Here is a 20,106-nt window from a genome sequence, read left to right on the forward strand (position 1 = left end):
ACACCGAAACCCATTCACTCGCATGCCGGCAGGCTACGGGCAGGTTTCGGGCGGCACGGCGCCGGTCGGCGACCAGTAGATTGGCATGTTGCCGTCCGCGCCCGCGATTGTCGTAGTGCGGCCCGATTCAAGGTCGACGATCGTTGCACGGTATCCGGATCGCAAGGCAAGCCGAGTACCGGTCGCGTCGAATGCCGGATAGTCCGGATACGGGACATCGCGTGCAGGCTCAAAGGCAGTGATCGAGGTCTCGCCACTTACCGTGGCGGGAACCGTCCACAACCGATGCGACGTCTCCCCGCCAATACTGCGCGCGCTGACGAGCAGGTCACCGGAGGGTGTCCATGTCTGATCGAGCGACAGACTGTAGGCGAAGGTGATCTGGTACGGTCGGGCTTGCGGCGTGTTTGACACGGCCCAATACGTATCGTTGCTTGGGCTAGGCGAGTAGGTGAACGCGATCGTCGCTCCATCCGGCGACCAGCGCGGCGCACGGACGCTGCCGTCAGGGAATGCAGTCAGCCGGTACTTGGCGGAAGCATCTGCGGCAACGACCCACAAGTCTGCCTCCATGACTAGATCGGCGTCGTCAGGGACGGGTGTGCGCTCAGGCTCCGGTGTTCCCTCGTATGGGTCGCGAGGATCGTAGCTGACGTACGCAAGCCATGCGCCGTCCGGCGACCACTGCGGCGTATGTTCGCGTCCGGTAACGCTGTACGTCTCCGGTGCCCCGCCTGAGGCCGGCACCCATGCCACGTGAAACGCGCGCTCAGGTTCTCCGTCGAGGCCATCGCGGATGAGCGTGAACGCGATGCGCGTCCCGTCGGGCGACCACGTCGGCTCCCACACGCCCCACTGTGATGGAGGCAGCTCATCGTAACTCACCAGCTCGATTGGTAGGCGCCTCGCATCGATTGGCACGACATAGGCCTTAGGTAATCCATCGGCCTGTGTCAGGGTTGCCAAGACCGAACACCCGTCGGGCGCGAATCCCCAAGCGGTGTGAATGCCGCTCCCGATCGTTCGCGTGTCAACCATTCCCTGATCCGGGTCAAGTATCAGGATTGCCGATTGAGTGGCATCCGTCGTCGTCAGCCGGTCGCGCTCCTGTGCGCCCACAGAGCCGAACAGGATCGATAAGAGCAGCACCATGCCGACAAATCGTCGCATCTGGTCGCCTTCAACCTCGGGTCGTATTCTCCGATCGTCTCGACTATAATCCTGGCACGTTCCGCTTCGATACACAACCCGTTCTGCACACGAGACACAGTAATGTCGTTAAACCACGCGACTTTGGCGTTTATCGGTTCCGGGGTCATGGGTGAAGCCATGATTCGCGGCGTCTTGCATCGCGAGTTGGTGCCGCGTACGCACATCGTGGCGGCGGACCCGCATGCCGAGCGGATCACCTATCTGCACGACAAGTTCGGCGTCGAGGTCACTCACAGCAATCGCGACGCCGCGCGCACGGCCGATATCGTCATCCTTTCAGTGAAGCCGCAAGCCATGTCGATTGTCCTGCCTGAGCTTGGGGGCCAGCTCAAGCCCGATGCCCTCGTGATCAGCATTGCTGCCGGTGTCCCTCTTCATGCGCTGAGCCAGGGCTTGTCGAACCAGCACGTCATCCGCGCGATGCCCAATACGCCGGGGCAGATTGGCGAGGGCATCACGGTGTGGACGGCGATGCGCGACGTGTCCGGCAACCAGCGCCAGCAGGCGAAGGAACTGCTCGGCGCGTTGGGCGAGGACATGTACGTGGAAGACGAGCGTTTCCTCGACATGGCGACGGCCCTCAACGGCACCGGCCCGGCGTATGTGTTCATGTTCATGGAAGCGTTGATCGACGTTGGCGTGCATATGGGCTTGTCACGGCGCGATGCCGAACGGCTAGTGCTGCACACCATGCGTGGTTCGGTCGAGTTCGCGATGCAGTCAGACCAGCATCCGGCAGAGCTTCGCAATCAGGTCACCAGCCCCGGCGGCACGTCGGCCGAGGCAATCTATCATCTCGAGAAGGGCGGTCTGCGGACCGTCATCGCGGATGGTGTTTGGGCAGCATACCGGCGTTCGCGCGAACTTGGCGAGTCGTCTGCCAAGCCGTGACGTCCGGGATGTGGAGTTTGTGAAAAAGTGGACAAAAAGTTGAGCGTCAATTACAATCAACCGACTTTTGTCCATAACGAAAATCATATAGGTCGTTGGCAGCGAAAGGGTGCGAGGCATGGCTGAAGGCTCCAACTTGTACGATGCAATTCTCAAGCAGATCGAGGGATTTGCGCCGTCTGTCGAGTCCACAGACGTCGGTTACGTCCTGGAAATCGGCGACGGTATCGCACGTGTGTCCGGTTTGGACACCGTGCGACTGAGCGAACTGGTACGCTTTGAGAACGGCACGCCGGGGATCGCGTTCAACCTTGAGCGCAATATCGTCGGTGTCATCATCATGGGCGACTATGATGAGATTCAGGAAGGCGACGAGGTTCGGCCGCTTGGTCGTATCGCGTCCGTGCCGGTCGGCAAGGGCTTGGTGGGCCGCGTCGTGGACGCGCTCGGTCAACCGATCGACGGCAAGGGGCCGATCCAGTCAGACGGATTCTACAACATCGAGCGCATCGCGCCGGGCGTGATTGACCGCCGCAATGTGTATCGGCCGGTACAAACCGGCATCCTCGCTATCGACGCCATGATTCCCATCGGTCGCGGCCAGCGCCAGTTGGTCATCGGCGATCGTCAGGTTGGAAAGACCGCTCTGGCCCTCGACACGATTCTGAATCAAAAGGGTCAGTCGATGTACTGCATTTACGTCGCCATCGGCAAGCGCCGTGGCGAAGTGGCGCGCCTTGTGTCGACGCTCGAACAGGCCGGCGCCATGGAGTATACGACGGTGGTCGTGGCGTCCGCTTCGGACTCGGCCGCTATGCAGTACATTGCACCGTACTCAGGCTGCGCGATCGGCGAGTGGTTCATGGAAAATGGCATGGACGCGCTGGTCGTATACGACGATCTCAGCAAACACGCGTGGGCGTACCGTCAGGTGTCGCTGCTGATGCGCCGTCCGCCGGGTCGTGAAGCCTACCCGGGCGACGTTTTCTATCTGCACAGCCGCCTTCTTGAGCGCGCCGCTCAGCTTTCCGAAGCCCGTGGTAACGGGTCGCTGACCGCGCTGCCGATCATCGAGACGCTGCTGGCCGACGTATCGGCCTACGTGCCGACCAACGTGATCTCGATTACTGACGGCCAGATCTACCTCGAGAGCGAGCTCTTCTACGCGGGTCAGCGTCCGGCGTTGAACGTCGGTATCAGCGTGAGCCGCGTGGGCGGTGACGCCCAGACCAACGCCATGAAGCGTGTCGCCGGTGGTATGCGCCTCGACCTTGCGCAATTCCGCTCGCTGGCCGCGTTTGCGCAGTTCGCAAGCGACCTCGATGCCGCCACCCAGCGCCAGCTCTTCCAGGGTATGCGTTTGACTGAACTGCTAAAGCAGCCGCAGTATCAGCCCCTCAAACTGTCCGACCAAGTGGCGCTGATCCATGCAGGCAACAGCGGGCAGCTCCAGAAGATTCCGGTTGACCGGATTCTGGAATGGAAGGAGCGCTTCCTGAAGTTCTTTAACACTCAGTACTCCGAGGTGGCTAGCCGCATCGACACTGAAGCGAAGTGGAACGACGAGGTGAAGGCAGGTATCGACGGCGCGATCGCCGCGTTCATGGATACTTGGAGCTAACCGATGGCTTCCACCCGCGAAATTAGAAAGCGCATCCGAAGCGTAAAAAACATCGGGCAGATCACCCGAGCGCTCGAGGCGGTTTCAGCGTCGCGCGTGCGTAAGGCGCAGGCTCGCGTGTTGGCTAGTCGTGCGTACGCGGAGAAGGCCTGGGAAATCCTCCTGAACGTACAGGCCGCAAGCCAGGGCGGAGGGGCGATGCACCCACTGCTGACGAAACGGGACGACATCAAGTCGATCATGATCGTGCTTGTCACGTCGGACCGTGGCCTTGCCGGGGCATTCAACAGCAACATCATTCGTGTTGCTACGCGCTTCGCTAAGCGATTGGGTAAGCCGGTGCGGTGGGTGTCGGTTGGGCGCAAGGGGCGCGATGCGCTTATTCGCGCCAACCAGAACATCGTCGCGCAGTTTTCCCTTTCCGCCGAACCGCGCGCCAGCGAGATGACGCCGGTCGCACGCCTCGCCATCGACGAATTCCTGAGCGGTACGGTCGATGACGTGTTCATCGCCTACACCGACTTCATCAACACGCTGACGCAGCGGCCCGCCGTGTTGGGGTGGCTTCCGCTTATCCCGCACGAGATGGACGACAAGGTTGCGGCCGAGTACATTAAGCATGTGCCAGGCGTGACCACGAATAAGCTGGACTACGAGTTCGAGCCAAGTCCGCAGGCCATTCTCGAGGAGATCGTGCCGCGCTTCACCGAACTACAGCTGTATCAGGCCGTACTTGAAAGTCAGGCCAGCGAACACAGCGCACGCATGGTTGCCATGCAAAACGCCAGCGGAAACGCCGATCAGCTCGTTCAGGACCTGACCTTGGTCTACAACAAGGCCCGCCAAGCGGCGATTACGAGTGAAATCCTCGACATCGTCGGCGGCGCCGAAGCGCTCCAAGCCACAATTGACACCATCGAAGGCGCGATCATGCCCGATCTTGTCGCGCATGTCGTGTAGTAGCGATCACCCGCAACTTCTCAAGGAGAATCTACTCAATGGCTGAAGTAGAAGGACGCATTACCCAAGTGCTCGGCGCGGTGGTCGACGTCGAGTTCCCAAGCAGTCAACTCCCCGATCTTTACGATGCTATCCGCGTGCCGCGCGAGGGGCAGGAAGACCTGATTCTCGAGGTCGAGCTGCACATCGGCAACAACACGGTGCGCTGTGTCGGTATGGATACCACCGACGGCTTGGCTCGCGGCACAAAGGCGTTTGCAACCGGCGCCCCGATTCTCGTTCCAGTCGGTGAGGCTGTGCTCGGTCGCGTGTTCAATGTGCTGGGTCGCCCGATCGACGGTGGCGAGGTCGTATCCGATGACGAGCCGCGTCGGCGCATCCATACGACAGCGCCGGACTTCGAAGATCAGTCGACCACGATCGAAGTGTTCGAGACCGGTATGAAGGTGATCGACCTCGTCGCGCCGATGACGCGCGGTGGCAAGGTCGGCATCTTTGGCGGCGCAGGCGTCGGCAAGACTGTGACCATTCAAGAACTGATCAACTCGATCGCCACTCAGCACGAGGGGCTTTCGGTGTTCGCCGGCGTCGGCGAGCGTACCCGCGAAGGTACGGCGCTGTATCACGAAATGGAAGAGGCCGGCGTGCTTCCGAAGCTCGCGATGGTGTTCGGTCAGATGAACGAGCCGCCCGGCGTGCGTCTGCGCGTTGCGCTCAGCGGCCTTGCGATGGCCGAGCACTTCCGTGACGAAGGCAAGGACGTGCTGCTCTTCATCGACAACATCTTCCGCTATTCGCTGGCTGGCGCCGAGGTGTCCGCGCTTCTTGGCCGTATGCCGTCGGCAGTAGGGTACCAGCCAACGCTCGCCGACGAGATGGGGCAGTTGCAGGAGCGCATTACCTCGACCCGCGCAGGCGCTATCACGTCAATGCAAGCCGTGTACGTGCCCGCCGACGACTACTCCGATCCTGCACCGGTGGCCGTGTTTACGCACCTCGACGGCACGATCGCGCTGGAACGTTCGATCGCCGCACGCGGTCTGTTCCCGGCCGTCGATCCCCTTGGTTCGACCTCGAAGATCCTCGACCCGCTGGTTATCGGCGAGGAGCACTACCGCACGGCACGCGAGGTTCAAAGCTACTTGCAGAAGTACAAGGACCTGCAGGACATCATCAACATTCTCGGTATCGACGAGCTGTCCGACGATGACAAGCTGCTGGTCGCCCGCGCACGCAAGATCGAGCAGTTCCTTACCCAGCCGATGGTTGTGGCGGAACAGTTCACCGGGCGTCCGGGCCGCTATGTGAAGGTCAAGGATACCGTGCGCGGCTTCCGCATGATCCTCGATGGCGAGGTCGATCACATTCCTGAGCAGATGTTCTATATGGCAGGTACGATTGACGAGGTGATCGAACGCTACGAACAGTCCGAGCTCAACAACTAACGGAGGCCGTTATGCCAATTGCGGTTGAAATCGTTAGCAAAGAGCGCAAGGTGTTCGAAGAACTCGAAGCCGACATGGTCGTCGTTCCGGCCTCCGAGGGCATCATGGGTGTCCTCCCGCACCATGCGCCGGTGCTCACCACATTGGGTTACGGTGAGTTGATCGTGCGTAAGGGCCCGGCCGAAGAGCGTTTTGCGATCTATGGCGGCGTCGTCGACGTGCGGCCCACCAAGGTGACCATCTTGGCCGAACTCGCTGAGTCGTCATTCGAGCTTGACATCGAGGCTATCGACCGTGCCCGCGAGGAAGCGGCGCGCATGATGGCTGAAGGGCAGGCTGGGCTGTCGGAAGCGGCACGCCAGCAGATCAACATGGCGATGCGGCGCGCCGAGTTAGCGCACAAGATCGCATCGCGGGCGCAGAGCCGCCCCGGCATTCGCATCGTCGAGCAAGAGTAGCGGCGATCGAAGCGCTCAAGAGAAAACACATCAGCGCCCGGGGTGCAGTGCGTCGTCCCGGGCGTTGTTTTTTCGTGTCCGCCATGTACATTACCGCCATCACCACTCGCTCAAGAAAGCCGCACAATGCTCGGTAAGAAGCTTGGTGTCGACCTCGGGACGATCAACACGCTGATCTGGGAAGCGGGCCAGATCGTGCTGCAGGAACCGTCACTCGTCGCGCTCGCGGCGGAAGAGGATTTGCGTCGTATTCCGGTCATCGAGATCGGTCAGCCCGTGCGTGAGATGCTCGGCAAGGTCGACAGCGAAGACATCCAGATCGTGCGCCCGCTGCAGAACGGCGTGATCGCCGATTACGAAGTCACTGAGGCGATGTTGAGCTATTACTTCGGCAAAGTGACCGGACGTGTAAGGCTGTTCAAGCCGACCGTAATGATGTCCGTTCCGTATGGCGTTACCAGTGTGGAGCGACGCGCGGTCTACGAGGCGGCACTGGCCGCAGGCGCGCGGGAGGTCTTCACGATCCCGGAACCGCTGGCAGCTGCGATCGGGGCAGGGTTGCCCATCGCGACGCCGGCGGGCGATATGGTCGTCAATATCGGCGGCGGTATCACCGAGGCCGCCGTGCTATCGATGAACGCGATCGTGCGCGCTGAAAGCGGACGCGTCGGCGGGTTGCGCATGGACGACGCGATCATCCAGTACGTCCGGCGCAAGTTCCAGCTTAACATTGGACAGCCAACGGCGGAGGCGGTCAAAATCCAGGTCGGGGCGGCAGTACCCCTGCCGACACCGCTGGCGATGGACATTCAAGGACGTGACAGCCGCACCGGGCTGCCGCGGTCCGAACGAATCACGACCGGCGAAGTCGTCGAGGCGCTGCAAGAGCCGTTGGGTCAGATCGCCACCGTTGTGAAGAACGTTCTTGCCGCAACACCGCCGGAACTGGCGTCGGACATCATTGACCGGGGAGTTATCCTTACCGGGGGTGGTGCGCTGCTGCGTGGAATTGACCAGTACCTGACGACCCAGGCAAGCGTACCCGTCTATCGTTCAGAGAACCCGATGATTGCCGTGGCTTCCGGAGCAGGGCGCGCTCTAGAGGACCCGGCGCTCCAGCGTAGAATCGCGCAGAGTTAGCGTTTCCGCCTAGATCAGTTCACCCTCAACGTAATACGTCATACGTTGCAGCCCGACAACCGGGTCGATGTACTGTACTTGTACGTTGGCTGGCACGCTCAGGTTGATCGGCGCGTAGTTCAGAATTCCGCGCACGCCTGCCGCCACGAGATGATCGGCGACATCTTGAGCATACTCAGCGGGCACGGCGATCATTGCCAGCCTAATGCCGCGCGTCTCGATTGTGGACTGAAGTTCGGTGAGGGGCTGAACGACAAGGCTCTCCACCCGCTGGCCGACTTTCTCTGGCGCGCTGTCGAACAGGCAGCTAATGTGGAATCCGCGGTCGCCAAACCCGCGATAGCGCGCAATGGCCTTACCGAGGTCGCCGACGCCGACCAGAGCGACTTCCCACTCGCGGTCGACGTGAAGCACCTTGCGCAGGCGATCCTGCAGGAAACCGATCTGATAGCCAGTACCCTGTTTGCCGAAGCCGCCAAAGTGCGACAGATCCTTGCGAATCTGCGCCGAGCTGATGCCAAGCCTCTGGCCCAGCTCATGCGACGACGTGATCTCTTGCCCTTCTGCCGCAAGGCGGTTGAGCGCCCTGAGATAGATCGGTAGACGACCAATGACAATATCAGGGATATTACCGCTGCCGTTGTTTGAGGCCATTTACACCTAAACCGGGGCTCGTTTGTGAAAAGTGTATCATGCGCAACATCATATCATTGTTTCCCTGATTGTGCTACCACCCGGGGCTCGCTTAGGTGACTGCGCGATTTGGTGATACAATGCTCTCGATCTACGTGCCTGGCAGCACTGCGCGACTCCCGGAAGTTGGGTGCATGACATCGGAACAACATCCCGACCGTGAGGTCAACCCTCATCTGCTTGATGTTCAGGACAGTATGCTCGATGGCCTCAGCCAGCTTGCCGACTACTTCGGTTTCAGCAAGGTTATGGGCCAGCTCTACGGCGTGCTGCTGCTCAACGGGGAGCCGATGTCGCTGGATGACCTGATGGACCGGCTCGATATCTCGAAGGCCAGCGTTAGCATGAACATGCGCACCCTCGAGCAGTTGGGAATGGTACGGCAGGTGTGGCTGCGAGGGCGAGGCGATCGTCGCAAGTACTACGAGGCGGAAACCGACCTGCTTCAGATCCTCACGAACATTCTAAAGGGGCGCGAACTGCGCGAGGTGGATCGCGCGCTTAACGTCCTTCAGGACAATATCAAGACACTCGAGCACGCGCGTGGCTCGATGAACGCGGCAGATCAGCACACCGCCGACCTGTATATCGATCGCATTACCGAAATGCAGGCGTTTTTTCGCTTTGCGCAGCTCGTGATGACGACGATCCTCGGCCGGCTCAACGAGCTCAAAGTCGACCAAATCTCGCGCATCGACCTCGGCTAAGACTCTTCCGAGTTCACGTAGATCGAGCCAGCGATGGCGCGGGCGATCGTCTCACTTCGACCGTTTATTTCGACGTCCAGCGAGTCGAAGTCCTCATTACACGACACCAGCAGGATCTCATCTCCGAGTCGGATCTCGCGCGCAGCGAGATGCTGTAGGATCTCCGCGCTACCGCCGTCAAGCCGGGCGACAATGCCAGCCGAGCCGGGCGTCAGTTGGGTAAGCTGCAGCGCCGACACCGGCGTGACGACTCCTTCTGCAGTCGGGATCGGATCACCATGCGGGTCGATGTCCGGCGTACCGAGCTTTCGGTCGATTGCTTCGACGAACCGATCGGACACAGCGTGTTCAAGGCGTTCCGCTTCGTCGTGGACCTCGTGCAGGTCGTAGCCAAGCTCGCGCACGAGATACAGCTCGATGAGACGGTGCCGGCGGATCACGGCGAGCGCCACGCGTTCGCCTTCGTCCGTCAAGCGCATACCGTAATACTTCTGATAGTTCAGTAGACCTGCATCTTCTAGGCGCCGCGCCATGTCGGTCACAGACGGCGCTGTGACGTTAAGGCGTTCTGCGAGCGCATTCGTCGACACGCGCTCGGTCACATGCTGGAGCGTGTAAACCGCTTTGAGAAAGTTCTCTACCGACTCCGACGCATTCGGCCCTGCAGCAGACTTGTGTGCACTCATGAAGCATGCCCTGTCGACTACGCTGGCAGATCCATCCCGAAGCTGTCGCGCATGAAGTGCGTCTGGCTGTCGATCGGCTCGTGTCCCGGCACGGGAAGGATCGGGTGATACGTTCCGCTCGGATCAAGGAGCCAAGCACCATCGGTATTCTGTAAATCCGTGTGCAGGATTCGAAGCAGACGACGCTGCAGGCGCGGGTCAATTACCGGGCTGACGATCTCTACGCGATTATACAAGTTTCGCCGCATGAGGTCTGCGCTGCCGATATAGATTCGCCTGTCCACTGGTGCGTTCTGGAAATAGTAGACCCGCGAGTGTTCGAGATAACGGCCGGTTATCCCTATGACTCGAACGTTTTCGCTCATTCCAGCGAGCCCGGGTACCAAACAGCACAGACCGCGCACAATGAGGTCGACTTTGACGCCACATTGCGACGCGCGGTAGAGGTGCTGGATGATCCGGTCTTCTTCGAGCTGGTTCATTTTCATGATGATGCGGGCGGGCTTGCCCTGCAGTGCGGCGCTTGCCTCGTTGTCTATGAGTTGAAGCATCGAGGGCAGCAGGTATTCCGGAGCAACCAGCAGACGCTTGTACTGGGTCGCAGGCGCGAAACCAGTAAGCCGATTGAAGAGACGGGTGGCGTCGTCCGCGAACTCCGGGTTGCATGTGAACAAGCCAATGTCGCTGTAGAAGCGGGCTGTGCCGCTGTTGTAGTTTCCTGTCGCCAAGTGCACGTATCGACGCAGACTTTCGCCTTCCTTGCGGATAACCAGACAGATCTTGCCGTGAGTCTTGATCGCGAGCTTTTCGACACCGTAGGTGACGTGAACGCCTTTCTCTTCCAGCTGGCGCGCCCACTCGAGGTTGTTCTCCTCATCGAACCGGGCTTTAAGCTCCACCAAGACGGTCACCTGCTTGTCGTTCTCTCGTGCTTCGATCAGCGACTGAATGAGCGGCGAGTCGCGGCCGATACGATAAAGCGTCGCTTTGATGGCAACCACGTCGGGGTCGTGTGCAGCAGCCTTGAAGAACTCCTCGACCGGCGCAAACGAGTCATAGGGGTGGTGGATCAAGACGTCACCCTGCCGGATCGTTGTGAACATGTCCTGACCAAGCTGGAACGGCTCAGGGATCCGCGGCGTGTATTTGGGGAATTTCAAGTCTGGACGATCAACCGCCGCCAGTTCCGCCAGACTGGCTGTACCTAACGCGCCATCCACAATGTACACGTCGCGATCGGGCACGACTTCCAGCTCTTCGGTCAGACGTTGAAGCATCACGTGGCTGATCGTATCTTGTACGGTGAGCCGGACGACCGCGCCGAAACGTCGTTCGCGCAGGCTGTTCTCGATCAATTCGCTAAAGTCGAACCCCTCGTCCTCTTTCTCGTGCTCGTAGTCGATGTCCGCGTTGCGCGTCACGCGAAAAGGATGGTGCTCGACGACCCTCATACCGGGAAATAGCAGGTCGAGGTTGTCCGAAATCACGTCTTCGATCCAAACAAACTGGATGCCGTCGGAAGCAGAGCTATCCTTGTACCTGCGCCGCACAAGGTTGATGTCCACAAGACGCGGGAGCGTTTCGGGAATCTTGATGCGGACAAACTCGTAGAGCTCCGGATCGTCAGGCTCATTGGGGTACGCAAGGAAGATCGCGATGTTCATGCTCAGGTTCGAGATGAACGGGAACGGGCGCGCGCTGTCCGCGGCCAATGGGGTCAAGATCGGATAGATCTCCTGCGCGAAGTACTCTCGCAGCATCGCGCGGTCGTCGTCGTGGAGGTCCGAAGCGTGCTGTACGTATACACCCGTCTGCATGAGCTGCTCGAGCAAGTCGCGTGTGATTCCGCGCAATTCGTCAAGCAGGCCGAGCACCCGTTCACGTATGGTGTAGACCAACCGTTCCGGCGCGAATCCGTCCGGCCGGGACGTGTCGATCTCCATTCGGATCTTCTTGATGTACGACGATACGCGTACCATGTAGAACTCGTCCAGATTGCTGCCAACGATCGAGACGTAACGGATGCGTTCAAGCAGCGGGATGTCTTCGTCGCGTGCGAGCCCAAGCACGCGGCGATTAAACTCAATCGCGCTGAGTTCTCGATTGATATAGTTGTCTGGGTTGAGAGACGGCAGTTTCGGAAGCATTGAGGTTCGGTAAACGTATTTTCCTCGGAAGCTAGACGATTGTGGCTGATGCGAGACATTGGCGCAAGCACGGGAACGAAAACAGGCGGGCACGTGCCCGCCTGTAATCCCACCGCGCGGCAATTACGCTTCGGCAAGTTCGCTAAGCGTCTGTTCCAGCAGTTCGACCGCAGAGCCCAGTGTCTTGGCATCGAAGGCGAACTTGACGCCGGCCGCGGCAAAAAGGTCCGGAAGTCCCACAGTGCCACCCAGAGCCAGCGCGGACCGGTACTTCGCAACGGCGGAGGGCTGGTCCCGTTTGGCGTTGCCAAACACTTGTACCGCGCCCAGCTGTGCCAGCCCATACTCCACGTAATAGAACGGAACATGGAAAATGTGCAGCTTGCGATGCCAACCTGTCGCCTTGATGTCGTCTAGTCCGGTGTAGTCGATCCCACGCATGAACCGATCCCAAATCTGCGACCATTGTGCGTCGCACTCCGCAGGGTCCATGGCCGCCTCGGCGTTTTCATAGACCCAGTGCTGAAACAGGTCGACGACGGCCATATACGGCCAGAAGCGCAGAATGGTTTCGAGATGCTCGGTGCGGGCGCGTGAAGCCTCTGCTGGATTGTAGAAGCCGCCGTATTCGGTGGACAGATAAGGCGCAGAGAGCAGCTCCATCGCCATCGACGCGACCTCGCAGAACTCCATCGGCGGGTTCTTCTGCTGGAAGTAGGGTAGGTCGGACGATGCGAACGCATGGAATGCGTGGCCGCCTTCATGCAGCATGGTCTGCACGTCGTCGTGCAGGCCGACCGAGTTCATGAAGATGAACGGTCGCTTGGCGACCTCGAAGTAGGTGCAGTAGCCGCCCGGCGCCTTGCCCTTGCGATTGTCGAGGTCGAGCAGGCGCTCGTTTGCCATTGTCTCGAAATAGCCGCCGAGGACGGGATCCACATGATTGAAGATCGCACCCGTGCGTGCAATCAGGTCGTCGACGCTCGCGAACGGCTTGAGCGGGTCGGCGCCAAACGGGTCGACTTCGGTGTCCCACGGCTTGAGGGTCTCTAATCCGAGGGCGGCGCGCTTGCGTTCGAAAATGCGTTGGGCTGCAGGTACCACAGTTTCTTCGATGGCTGCACAAAACGCCTTGGCGTCGTCTGGCGTGTAGTCGAAGCGATGGTACTGTTTCCACCTCAGATCGCGGTAGTTGCTGAAACCTGCATTCTTGGCCATCTGAACGCGCAGCGTGAGGAATTGTCGCCACAAGTCGTTGAACGCGGCGCGGTCGGTGAGGCGACGTTCCATGGCGAGCCGCCACGCGCGTTCGCGGCGCTCGCGGTCCCGGTCGTGCTGGACCGGCGTCAACTGCGCCAGCGTCACCTCTGCGCCTTCCCACTCGACGGTCTGCGCGCCGCTCAGCTTGTCGTATTCCAGACTAACCTTGCTCTCTTCTGTCTGCAGGGGGAGGTTCTCCTCACGGAAGATTTCGAGGTCGGATCGCATGTTGCGGAGCGGTATCTCGAAACCGTCTAGCTCGAGCTCGCTGCGGACAAGCTTTTCGCTCAACTTGTTGTTGGCCATCGCAAGCGGCGGGTAGACCTTCTCCATGTAAGTGTTGTAGCGCCGTTCGGCAACCTCATCGGTTGTGTCGACGGTGGTCGCCACCGAGATGCGGGACAATACTTCCATGGCGACGCTTGCGATCGCCGACCACTCGCCGAGCCACGATTCGAGCGTTGCTGCGTTCAAGTCGGCCTCGTAGAGCGCGGCGAAGAACGGTTCGTAGTCCTCCCAAAGCCAGTCCAGTGCCTGTGTTGCGTCGGTTGGTGCGGTAGCGGTCATTACGCCCTCTCAAATGAATTACAACGTTGGAAACAGTTTAACAAAGTTCCGGCGATTCGTCACTAATTGCACCGAGGTTCGCCGTGAGTCCAGCGCGCGTGTTCAACGATTCCGGGAGTAGCAGATTGTCGAGCAGTCGAACCGATCCAACTCGGATCGCGGACACCACCAACACGGGACCATCAGCCGCTCCGGCCACGGGTGCGAACGTGGCCGGAGCGACGATATCAACGTAGTCGATGGACGCGATGCCTGCAGCATGCAGCACGCCGCGTGCTGCCGAACAGAGTGCCTCAATCTCACGTGTTCCGCTGTCATACGCCGCCGCCGCGTTCAACAGCGCGCGATGCAACGCCGGGGCGATGCGTCGTTCGTCTGCAGACAGGAACCGGTTTCTTGAGCTGCGTGCAAGTCCATCGTCCTCGCGCGCTGTGGGTATCACCGCGATCGACACGGGGACGTTGAGGTCGTGGACCATTCGGCGAATGATCGCAACCTGCTGCGCGTCTTTCTGACCGAAGTACGCCATGTCCGGACGGGTCATGTTGAGCAGCTTAAGCACCACCGTGGCGACGCCGTCGAAGTGGGTGGGACGCGCGGCGCCTTCGTACATCGATGCAATTTCACCGACTTTGACCGTCGTCTGGAAGCCTGCCGGGTAAACGACATCACCGGTTGGTGCAAAGAGGATGTCGACACCTTCGGCTTCTAACATCGCTCTATCGGCTTCGAACGTGCGTGGATAACGCGACAAGTCTTCGTTTGCGCCGAACTGAGTGGGATTGACGAAGATCGTGGCGATCACCGTTGCGTGTTCGGCACGTGCTGCTCGCACCAGCGCCAGATGGCCGTCGTGCAGTGCCCCCATGGTCATTACCACCCCGACGGAACCGGCCACACTCCGTCGTGCCGTCTGCAGTTCGCTATGCGTCGTGATGACGCGCATAGTCGTCGGCCTCGTTCTCACGGCGCAGGGCAGCCAGCACGTCCGGACTGAGCTTGAAGGAGTTCTCTGGCGCGGGAAACGTACGTGCGGATACCTCAGCGGCGTACTGCCTCAGACCAGCGACGATGGACTCCCCATAGTTGCCGTACTGCTTGGCGTGTCGCGGCAGGAAGTCGCCGGCAAGTCCGAATAGGTCATGGAAGACCTGCACCTGTCCATCCGTATGCGGCCCGGCGCCGATGCCGATTGTTGGCACGCGAAGCTGTTCTGTGATGTACGCCGCCAATTCGGATGGCACAAGCTCGAGAACAATCGCGAACGCCCCTGCATCCTCGAGCGCCAATGCGTCGCGCAGAAGCTGTCGCGCAGGCCCGAGTTCACGCCCCTGCACGCGGAATCCACCCAACTGATTGACGCTCTGAGGAATCAGGCCAATATGCCCCATGACGGGGATGCCGCTGTCCACCAGACGCTGTACTGTCCATGCGATGTTCTCGCCGCCTTCCAGTTTCACGGCGCTTACACCGGCGCCTTGCATCAGATTGGCGGCATTCTCCATCGCCTGCTCAGGCGAAATCTTGTAACTCATGAACGGCAGGTCACCGACAACGAGCGCGCGAGACGTGACTCGCGTGACGATCTCGGCGTGATACACCATTTGCTCCGGCTTGACACGCACGGTCGACTCGTGACCTTGTACGACCATTCCGAGCGAGTCCCCGACAAGGAGCATAGGAATTTCAGCCTGCTCGGCGAGACGCGCCGAAGTTGCGTCATACGCCGTCACCATCGTGATCGGCTCACCGGCGTCCTTCATTTTCTGTATGTCTTGGATCGTTAGTCTTGCCATTGTTGTTCCCATTTTTCCAGTAGTGTGACGACGGTCGAAACATCGGCGCCGCGTGCGGCGAGCAGCGGAATGGCTGCGCGCGCGAGGCTCAGGTAGGTCGCGTAGCCCTCGCCCGATGCCTTGAGCGCGGCCAAGTGCCCCTCGACCGTCGATAGATCGCCTCTCGCCAATGGGCCGGTCAGCGCGCTCTCAGCCGATAGCCGGCTGAGATTGTCTACTGTTTTCCGCAGAAGCGGCAGGAGCGCTTGCTTCGCCAGCGCACGGTCAAGCCCGGTGTGCTCCAACATGCGCTCGGCCATCGCAAATAGCACGACGGTGAAGTTACTGGCCGTGCTCAAACCGGCGTGATACAACGCCTTCGACTCTGGACGTATATCGAACGGAACTCCTTTCCAAGCCTTTACCAGACTGTACAGCCATTGGCTTAGGCGCGGATGATTGGATTCGATCGCAAATACGACGCCTTCGAGGAGTGCTGGCGACTCTTCCACGGTGGGGATTGGCACCGCCGGATGCAGTCCGCCGATCGGGCGCGTTGGTTCCACGGCGTGGAGGGCGTGCATGGAATGAAAAACCGGAGGTATGAGCGATGGCCGCGGAGCTTTCGATCGCGGCGAGGTCCTGCGCTACCAACGCGATCGCGTCATCAGGAACCGTAAGTAGTACGAGATCCGCTCCGGCGACTGCATCGGCGAGCGATACCGGCGTTGCCGCGCCCAGTTCGGATGCAAGAACATCGGCCCGCCGCGACGTGCGGCTGAATACCGTGCAAATACGGCAGCCGGCCTGCGCCGCAGCACGCCCGAGCAGCGATCCGACGCGGCCCGCCCCCACAATTGCTACCGCCGGCATGGCGTCGTTCATCTAGCGTCCGCCGGGGGTTGGGGTCGGCGCCGATCGCCGAATGTAGATGGTTACGCTGCACGACTCGCGCAGGGTGTCGGTGATGTCGAACACAGCAAGGCGGAACTGGTACGTCCCTTCCTCATAGATGATCGGGTTAAACTGGCTGAGCACGCCAAGCGTCTCGACTGGCTGCGTGTAGCTTTCCATAGTCGCGTAGCTGCCGCCGGTCAACTCGCCGGAAATCTCCAGCTTGTACGTCGCAAAGTCGGAGGTGAATGCCGTACCTCGGACTTCGATCAGGTTCTGAATCACCTGACCGTTGGCTGGTATCTGCAAGAACGCCCCGGGAGAGGTGCACCCGACTGGACTTGGTGCCGGCTCAATCGTGCCGACTGGCGTCGCAGTTGGCGTGGGCGTGATCCGCACTTCGTTGTTGTCGAAGCCAATCAGCGGGACGGACTCCTCGTCGATATCGACCTGCGAGAGCGGCGCAGCGGTCGGCGTGTTGAAATCGATGTCGACGATGACGTCTTGCACCTGTGGCGCGAGATCGAGTGTCGACCTTAGTGTTGGCGCGACAGCAACCTGAATAGCGACAACAAATAGGATGCTTTCGACCAGCAAGACAAGCGTCGTCAAGGCGTTGGCGCGTGCGTACCGTGCGAGGTCGCGCTGCAGCTCGAAGCGCGTCGCGTGCAGCTCGTAGTTGGCGCGACCAAGCCGGCGCAGCGTGAGCAGGAGAGCGATGCCGGCGAAGATGTACAGCCCGATCGCTACCTGTTCGATAAGGAATACGACGAACGCCATGCGCAGCCTTAAATTCGCGCCAGTACACCACGCACGATGGCACTCAGCTTCGGCACGATGACCTTGCCGGTCTCGAGCACTTCTTCATGGTTGGCGTCTTGCGGGCTGTCGACAACGTCGATTCCCTTGTTCGTAATGGCCGAAAAGGCCAGCACACGCATGCTCATTTGACGGGCGACCAGCACCTCGTGTACGGTGGACATGCCAACGGCATCCGCGCCGAGAATTCTTAGCATGCGAACCTCGGCCGGGGACTCGAATGTGGGACCTGACAAGCACGCGTACGTCCCTTCATGAATCGCTAGGCCGAGCACGCTGGCGACGTCTTTGGCGGTGGAGCGGAGCACCGTGTCGTACGGAGTCGACATGCCAATGAACCGCTCGCCCAGCGCGTCGTCGTTAGGGCCGACAAGCGGGTTTGCACCAGCCATGCCGATGAAGTTGATATGGTCGTTGAGCAGCATGATGTCGCCGGCTTCGTACGACAGATTGATGCCACCGGCCGCGTTGGTCAAGATGAGCGTCTTGACGCCGAGAAAGTGCATCACGCGGATCGGAAACGTGATCTGCTGCGGGGTATACCCTTCGTAGAAGTGCGCGCGCCCTTGCTGGCACACGACTTGCTTGCCTTCGAGCGTGCCAAACACCAGCCGGCCGCTGTGGCCGTGCACGGTCGACCTCGGCCAGCCCGGAATGTCTTCGTATGACACGGCAATACGGTCGGAAAGCTCGTCGGCCAGCACACCGAGGCCCGAGCCCAAGACGAGACCAACGTCGGGAACGCGATCGGTAACCTTGCGAATCGCCTCCACGGCGGGGCCATAGTGCGGGTGAGTGGTCACGTTTAGTCGTCCTTAGGCGTTCGGCGAAGGCAGCATATCAAGGTAATCGGAAGTCACGATGTCGTCCGCCTCGATCGAGAGGATGTGCAGCATCTCCTGTACATGGGCGGCCTTGAAGTCGGCGTCTCGTGCCGACCACGTGCGCGACTTGACCTCGATGTACATACCGGGCTGGGCAGGCTGAAGCACCTGATCGACATTGATGTAGAACTGCACGCCTCGGTAGGTGATCGACCAGCGGCGGCGATCCTTGTCCAGCGTGCGCTCGGAGTCGGCTTGGAAATACTCTTTGTAGAAGCGCAGCGGCTGAGTAGCTGCGGCGATGAACCGAGATCGTGACAGCGCGATCGTCGAGTCGATCTGCCGGTCCTTTTCGGGCGAGGTGTAAGTCAGGCGAGTGCGTACGTCCTGAATCTTGCCGTCGTCGTCGACCTTGTCGTCTTCGCGATAGCGAACCCGGCCCGCTTTCGGGTCATCGAACATGAAGTATGTGTCGTGCTGACGATAGTGGGTCGTCCGCAGGACTTCGACATCTGGGTGATCAAGCAAGTTCTCGATGACCGACGGGTCGCGCAGCACCGCCTTCACCTGAATCTCGAAACTCTCGCCACGCTCCACGCCGACCGAAACGGCAATCAGTTTGCTCAACACGTTGCGCTGGTATTCGCCAAGGAATGCGCCGATGCGCGTCGAATAGCCAACCGCTTCGATCCGCAGTGCCTGTTCGTCAATCGTCGTCAGGCGCCGGTCGCGCATCAGGAATGCGCCGTTTACGAGCGTATGTGCGACATCGGACGCCTTTGACGCATAAACGATGCGCGAATAGACGTTGTCCGGGTTAAAGTCGTAATGCGGGACGTTGTGCAGCGGCTGTGAATCGACGACAATGATATCCGCTGCCTTGCCTACTTCCAGCGTGCCCACGCGGTCGGTCATGCCAAGTACTTTCGCGCCGCCGCGGGTCGCCATGGTGAGCGCCATCTTGGCCGGCACGGCTGTCGGGTTGAAGGTCTGGGTCTTGGCGAGCAGCGCGGCGAGGCGCATTTCCTCGAACATATCGAGGTCGTTGTTGCTCGCGGGGCCATCAGTGCCGATCCCGACCGTGACTCCGTTGTCGAGCAAGTCTTGAACGCTAGCAATCCCGCTGGCCAGCTTCAGGTTGGCACTAGGGCAGTGCGCAACCGCGGCGCCCTTCTCGCGGAAAATGCGCATTTCGGTTTCGTCGATCCATACGCAGTGCGCGGCAATGACCGGAATTCTGAAGAACCCGATCTTGTTGAGCCAATGCACAAGGGTCTGCTTGTAGGTATTGAGGTGATCCTCCGCCTCGGACCGGGTCTCGGCGATGTGGATCATCATCGGAACGCCGTACTCAGCCGCCAGCTCGACGCACTTGTCCAGCGTCTCCTGCGTGTTCGAGTAGGGGGCGTGCGGCGCGACTGCCGGCGTGATCAGAGGATGGCCTTTCCACGTTTCGATGAACGTGCGCGCGTAAGCGAGGCTCTCTTCGTAGCTCGCCGCATCCGGCGCCGGGAACTTGAGCACGGTCTCACCGAGGACGGCCCGCATGCCAACCCGCGCGGTTTCGGCCGCGATATCGGCCTCGAAGTAGTACATGTCGGTGAACGTCGTGACGCCGCCTTTGATCATTTCTGCGCACGCCAACTGTGTCCCGACGCGGCAGAAATCCGGGCTGACGAACTCGCGCTCGGTGGGCATGATGTATCCGTAGAGCCACACGTCGAGGCGCAGGTCGTCGGACAGCCCGCGCAGGAGCGTCATAGGAACGTGTGTATGCGTATTGATCAAGCCGGGCAGAATATACTGCCCTCGGCACGGGACGATCGTGTCGCTGCTGTAATGCGCGAGAATCTCGTCTGTCAGGCCGATCGCGGCGATCTTGCCGTCGTGTATTGCGACGGCCCCGTTCTGAAGGACGTCATACGCGTTATTCATCGTGACGACGACACCTTCAGTTAGGATCGTATCAACCCGCTGCATCGTGGTATCCTTTGCGGTGTTGCGCCG

18 protein-coding genes are annotated in these 20,106 nt (G+C 60.3%); 7 read left to right on the top strand and 11 right to left on the bottom strand.

What is annotated here, in order from left to right; all coding sequences use genetic code 11:
• Nucleotides 1–33 precede the first annotated feature (33 nt).
• Nucleotides 34–1,170 (bottom strand): PD40 domain-containing protein, encoded by a 1,137-nt coding sequence (locus tag IPM16_05715; protein ID MBK9122606.1) that lies wholly within the window; start codon nucleotides 1,168–1,170, stop codon nucleotides 34–36.
• Between the two features lie 102 nt (nucleotides 1,171–1,272).
• Between IPM16_05715 and IPM16_05720 the strand changes: the two genes are divergently transcribed.
• From IPM16_05720 to IPM16_05745, 6 genes are all read left to right on the top strand, one after another.
• Nucleotides 1,273–2,103, top strand: a complete 831-nt coding sequence (locus tag IPM16_05720; GenBank protein MBK9122607.1) for a pyrroline-5-carboxylate reductase — start codon at nucleotides 1,273–1,275, stop codon at nucleotides 2,101–2,103.
• 118 nt (nucleotides 2,104–2,221) lie between these two features.
• Nucleotides 2,222–3,724, top strand: a complete 1,503-nt coding sequence (locus IPM16_05725; GenBank protein MBK9122608.1) for a F0F1 ATP synthase subunit alpha — start codon at nucleotides 2,222–2,224, stop codon at nucleotides 3,722–3,724.
• 3 nt (nucleotides 3,725–3,727) lie between these two features.
• Complete coding sequence (gene atpG / locus IPM16_05730; GenBank protein MBK9122609.1) at nucleotides 3,728–4,684, top strand: ATP synthase F1 subunit gamma; 957 nt, start codon at nucleotides 3,728–3,730, stop codon at nucleotides 4,682–4,684.
• A 38-nt stretch (nucleotides 4,685–4,722) separates the two neighbouring features.
• Nucleotides 4,723–6,129 (top strand): F0F1 ATP synthase subunit beta, encoded by a 1,407-nt coding sequence (gene atpD / locus IPM16_05735; protein ID MBK9122610.1) that lies wholly within the window; start codon nucleotides 4,723–4,725, stop codon nucleotides 6,127–6,129.
• 11 nt (nucleotides 6,130–6,140) lie between these two features.
• Nucleotides 6,141–6,587, top strand: a complete 447-nt coding sequence (gene atpC / locus IPM16_05740) for an ATP synthase F1 subunit epsilon (GenBank protein ID MBK9122611.1) — start codon at nucleotides 6,141–6,143, stop codon at nucleotides 6,585–6,587.
• A gap of 126 nt (nucleotides 6,588–6,713) precedes the next feature.
• On the top strand, nucleotides 6,714–7,727 hold the full coding sequence (locus IPM16_05745) for a rod shape-determining protein (protein ID MBK9122612.1): 1,014 nt from the start codon (nucleotides 6,714–6,716) through the stop codon (nucleotides 7,725–7,727).
• A 9-nt stretch (nucleotides 7,728–7,736) separates the two neighbouring features.
• Here IPM16_05745 and IPM16_05750 read toward each other — a convergent pair whose 3' ends face one another.
• Nucleotides 7,737–8,381 carry a redox-sensing transcriptional repressor Rex gene (locus tag IPM16_05750; protein MBK9122613.1) on the bottom strand — a complete coding sequence of 215 codons (645 nt, stop codon included), beginning with the start codon at nucleotides 8,379–8,381 and terminating at the stop codon, nucleotides 7,737–7,739.
• 173 nt (nucleotides 8,382–8,554) lie between these two features.
• Here IPM16_05750 and IPM16_05755 point away from each other — a divergent pair, with 173 nt between their 5' ends.
• Nucleotides 8,555–9,127 (top strand): helix-turn-helix domain-containing protein, encoded by a 573-nt coding sequence (locus IPM16_05755; protein ID MBK9122614.1) that lies wholly within the window; start codon nucleotides 8,555–8,557, stop codon nucleotides 9,125–9,127.
• Here IPM16_05755 and IPM16_05760 read toward each other — a convergent pair.
• The 9 genes from IPM16_05760 to IPM16_05800 all read right to left on the bottom strand — a co-directional run bounded on the left by IPM16_05760 (nucleotide 9,124) and on the right by IPM16_05800 (nucleotide 20,079).
• Nucleotides 9,124–9,813: a metal-dependent transcriptional regulator gene (locus IPM16_05760; protein ID MBK9122615.1), complete on the bottom strand. Its 690-nt coding sequence runs from the start codon at nucleotides 9,811–9,813 to the stop codon at nucleotides 9,124–9,126. The two genes, IPM16_05755 and IPM16_05760, sit on opposite strands and share 4 nt — an antisense overlap.
• A gap of 17 nt (nucleotides 9,814–9,830) precedes the next feature.
• Nucleotides 9,831–11,960, bottom strand: coding sequence for a polyphosphate kinase 1 (gene ppk1, locus IPM16_05765; GenBank protein ID MBK9122616.1), 2,130 nt, complete (start codon nucleotides 11,958–11,960; stop codon nucleotides 9,831–9,833).
• Nucleotides 11,961–12,083: 123 nt separating this feature from the next.
• On the bottom strand, nucleotides 12,084–13,787 hold the full coding sequence (locus IPM16_05770; protein ID MBK9122617.1) for a M3 family oligoendopeptidase: 1,704 nt from the start codon (nucleotides 13,785–13,787) through the stop codon (nucleotides 12,084–12,086).
• A 37-nt stretch (nucleotides 13,788–13,824) separates the two neighbouring features.
• Nucleotides 13,825–14,733, bottom strand: coding sequence for a pantoate--beta-alanine ligase (locus IPM16_05775; protein MBK9122618.1), 909 nt, complete (start codon nucleotides 14,731–14,733; stop codon nucleotides 13,825–13,827).
• Nucleotides 14,711–15,583 carry a 3-methyl-2-oxobutanoate hydroxymethyltransferase gene (gene panB / locus IPM16_05780; protein MBK9122619.1) on the bottom strand — a complete coding sequence of 291 codons (873 nt, stop codon included), beginning with the start codon at nucleotides 15,581–15,583 and terminating at the stop codon, nucleotides 14,711–14,713. The genes IPM16_05775 and panB overlap by 23 nt, the downstream gene beginning before the upstream one ends.
• The gene (locus IPM16_05785) at nucleotides 15,571–16,128 is read right to left on the bottom strand and encodes a DUF2520 domain-containing protein (GenBank protein ID MBK9122620.1); all 558 of its coding nucleotides are present in this window, start codon (nucleotides 16,126–16,128) and stop codon (nucleotides 15,571–15,573) included. Before IPM16_05785 ends, panB begins: the two co-directional genes overlap by 13 nt.
• A gap of 319 nt (nucleotides 16,129–16,447) precedes the next feature.
• Nucleotides 16,448–17,236, bottom strand: a complete 789-nt coding sequence (locus IPM16_05790; GenBank protein MBK9122621.1) for a hypothetical protein — start codon at nucleotides 17,234–17,236, stop codon at nucleotides 16,448–16,450.
• An 8-nt stretch (nucleotides 17,237–17,244) separates the two neighbouring features.
• Entirely contained in the window at nucleotides 17,245–18,078 is an 834-nt protein-coding gene (locus IPM16_05795; GenBank protein MBK9122622.1) for a purine-nucleoside phosphorylase, read from the bottom strand.
• Between the two features lie 12 nt (nucleotides 18,079–18,090).
• Nucleotides 18,091–20,079 (bottom strand): amidohydrolase family protein, encoded by a 1,989-nt coding sequence (locus tag IPM16_05800; GenBank protein ID MBK9122623.1) that lies wholly within the window; start codon nucleotides 20,077–20,079, stop codon nucleotides 18,091–18,093.
• Between the last annotated feature and the right edge of the window lie 27 nt (nucleotides 20,080–20,106).

This window comes from Candidatus Flexicrinis affinis (assembly GCA_016716525.1).
GTDB classification, from domain to species: domain Bacteria; phylum Chloroflexota; class Anaerolineae; order Aggregatilineales; family Phototrophicaceae; genus Flexicrinis; species Flexicrinis affinis.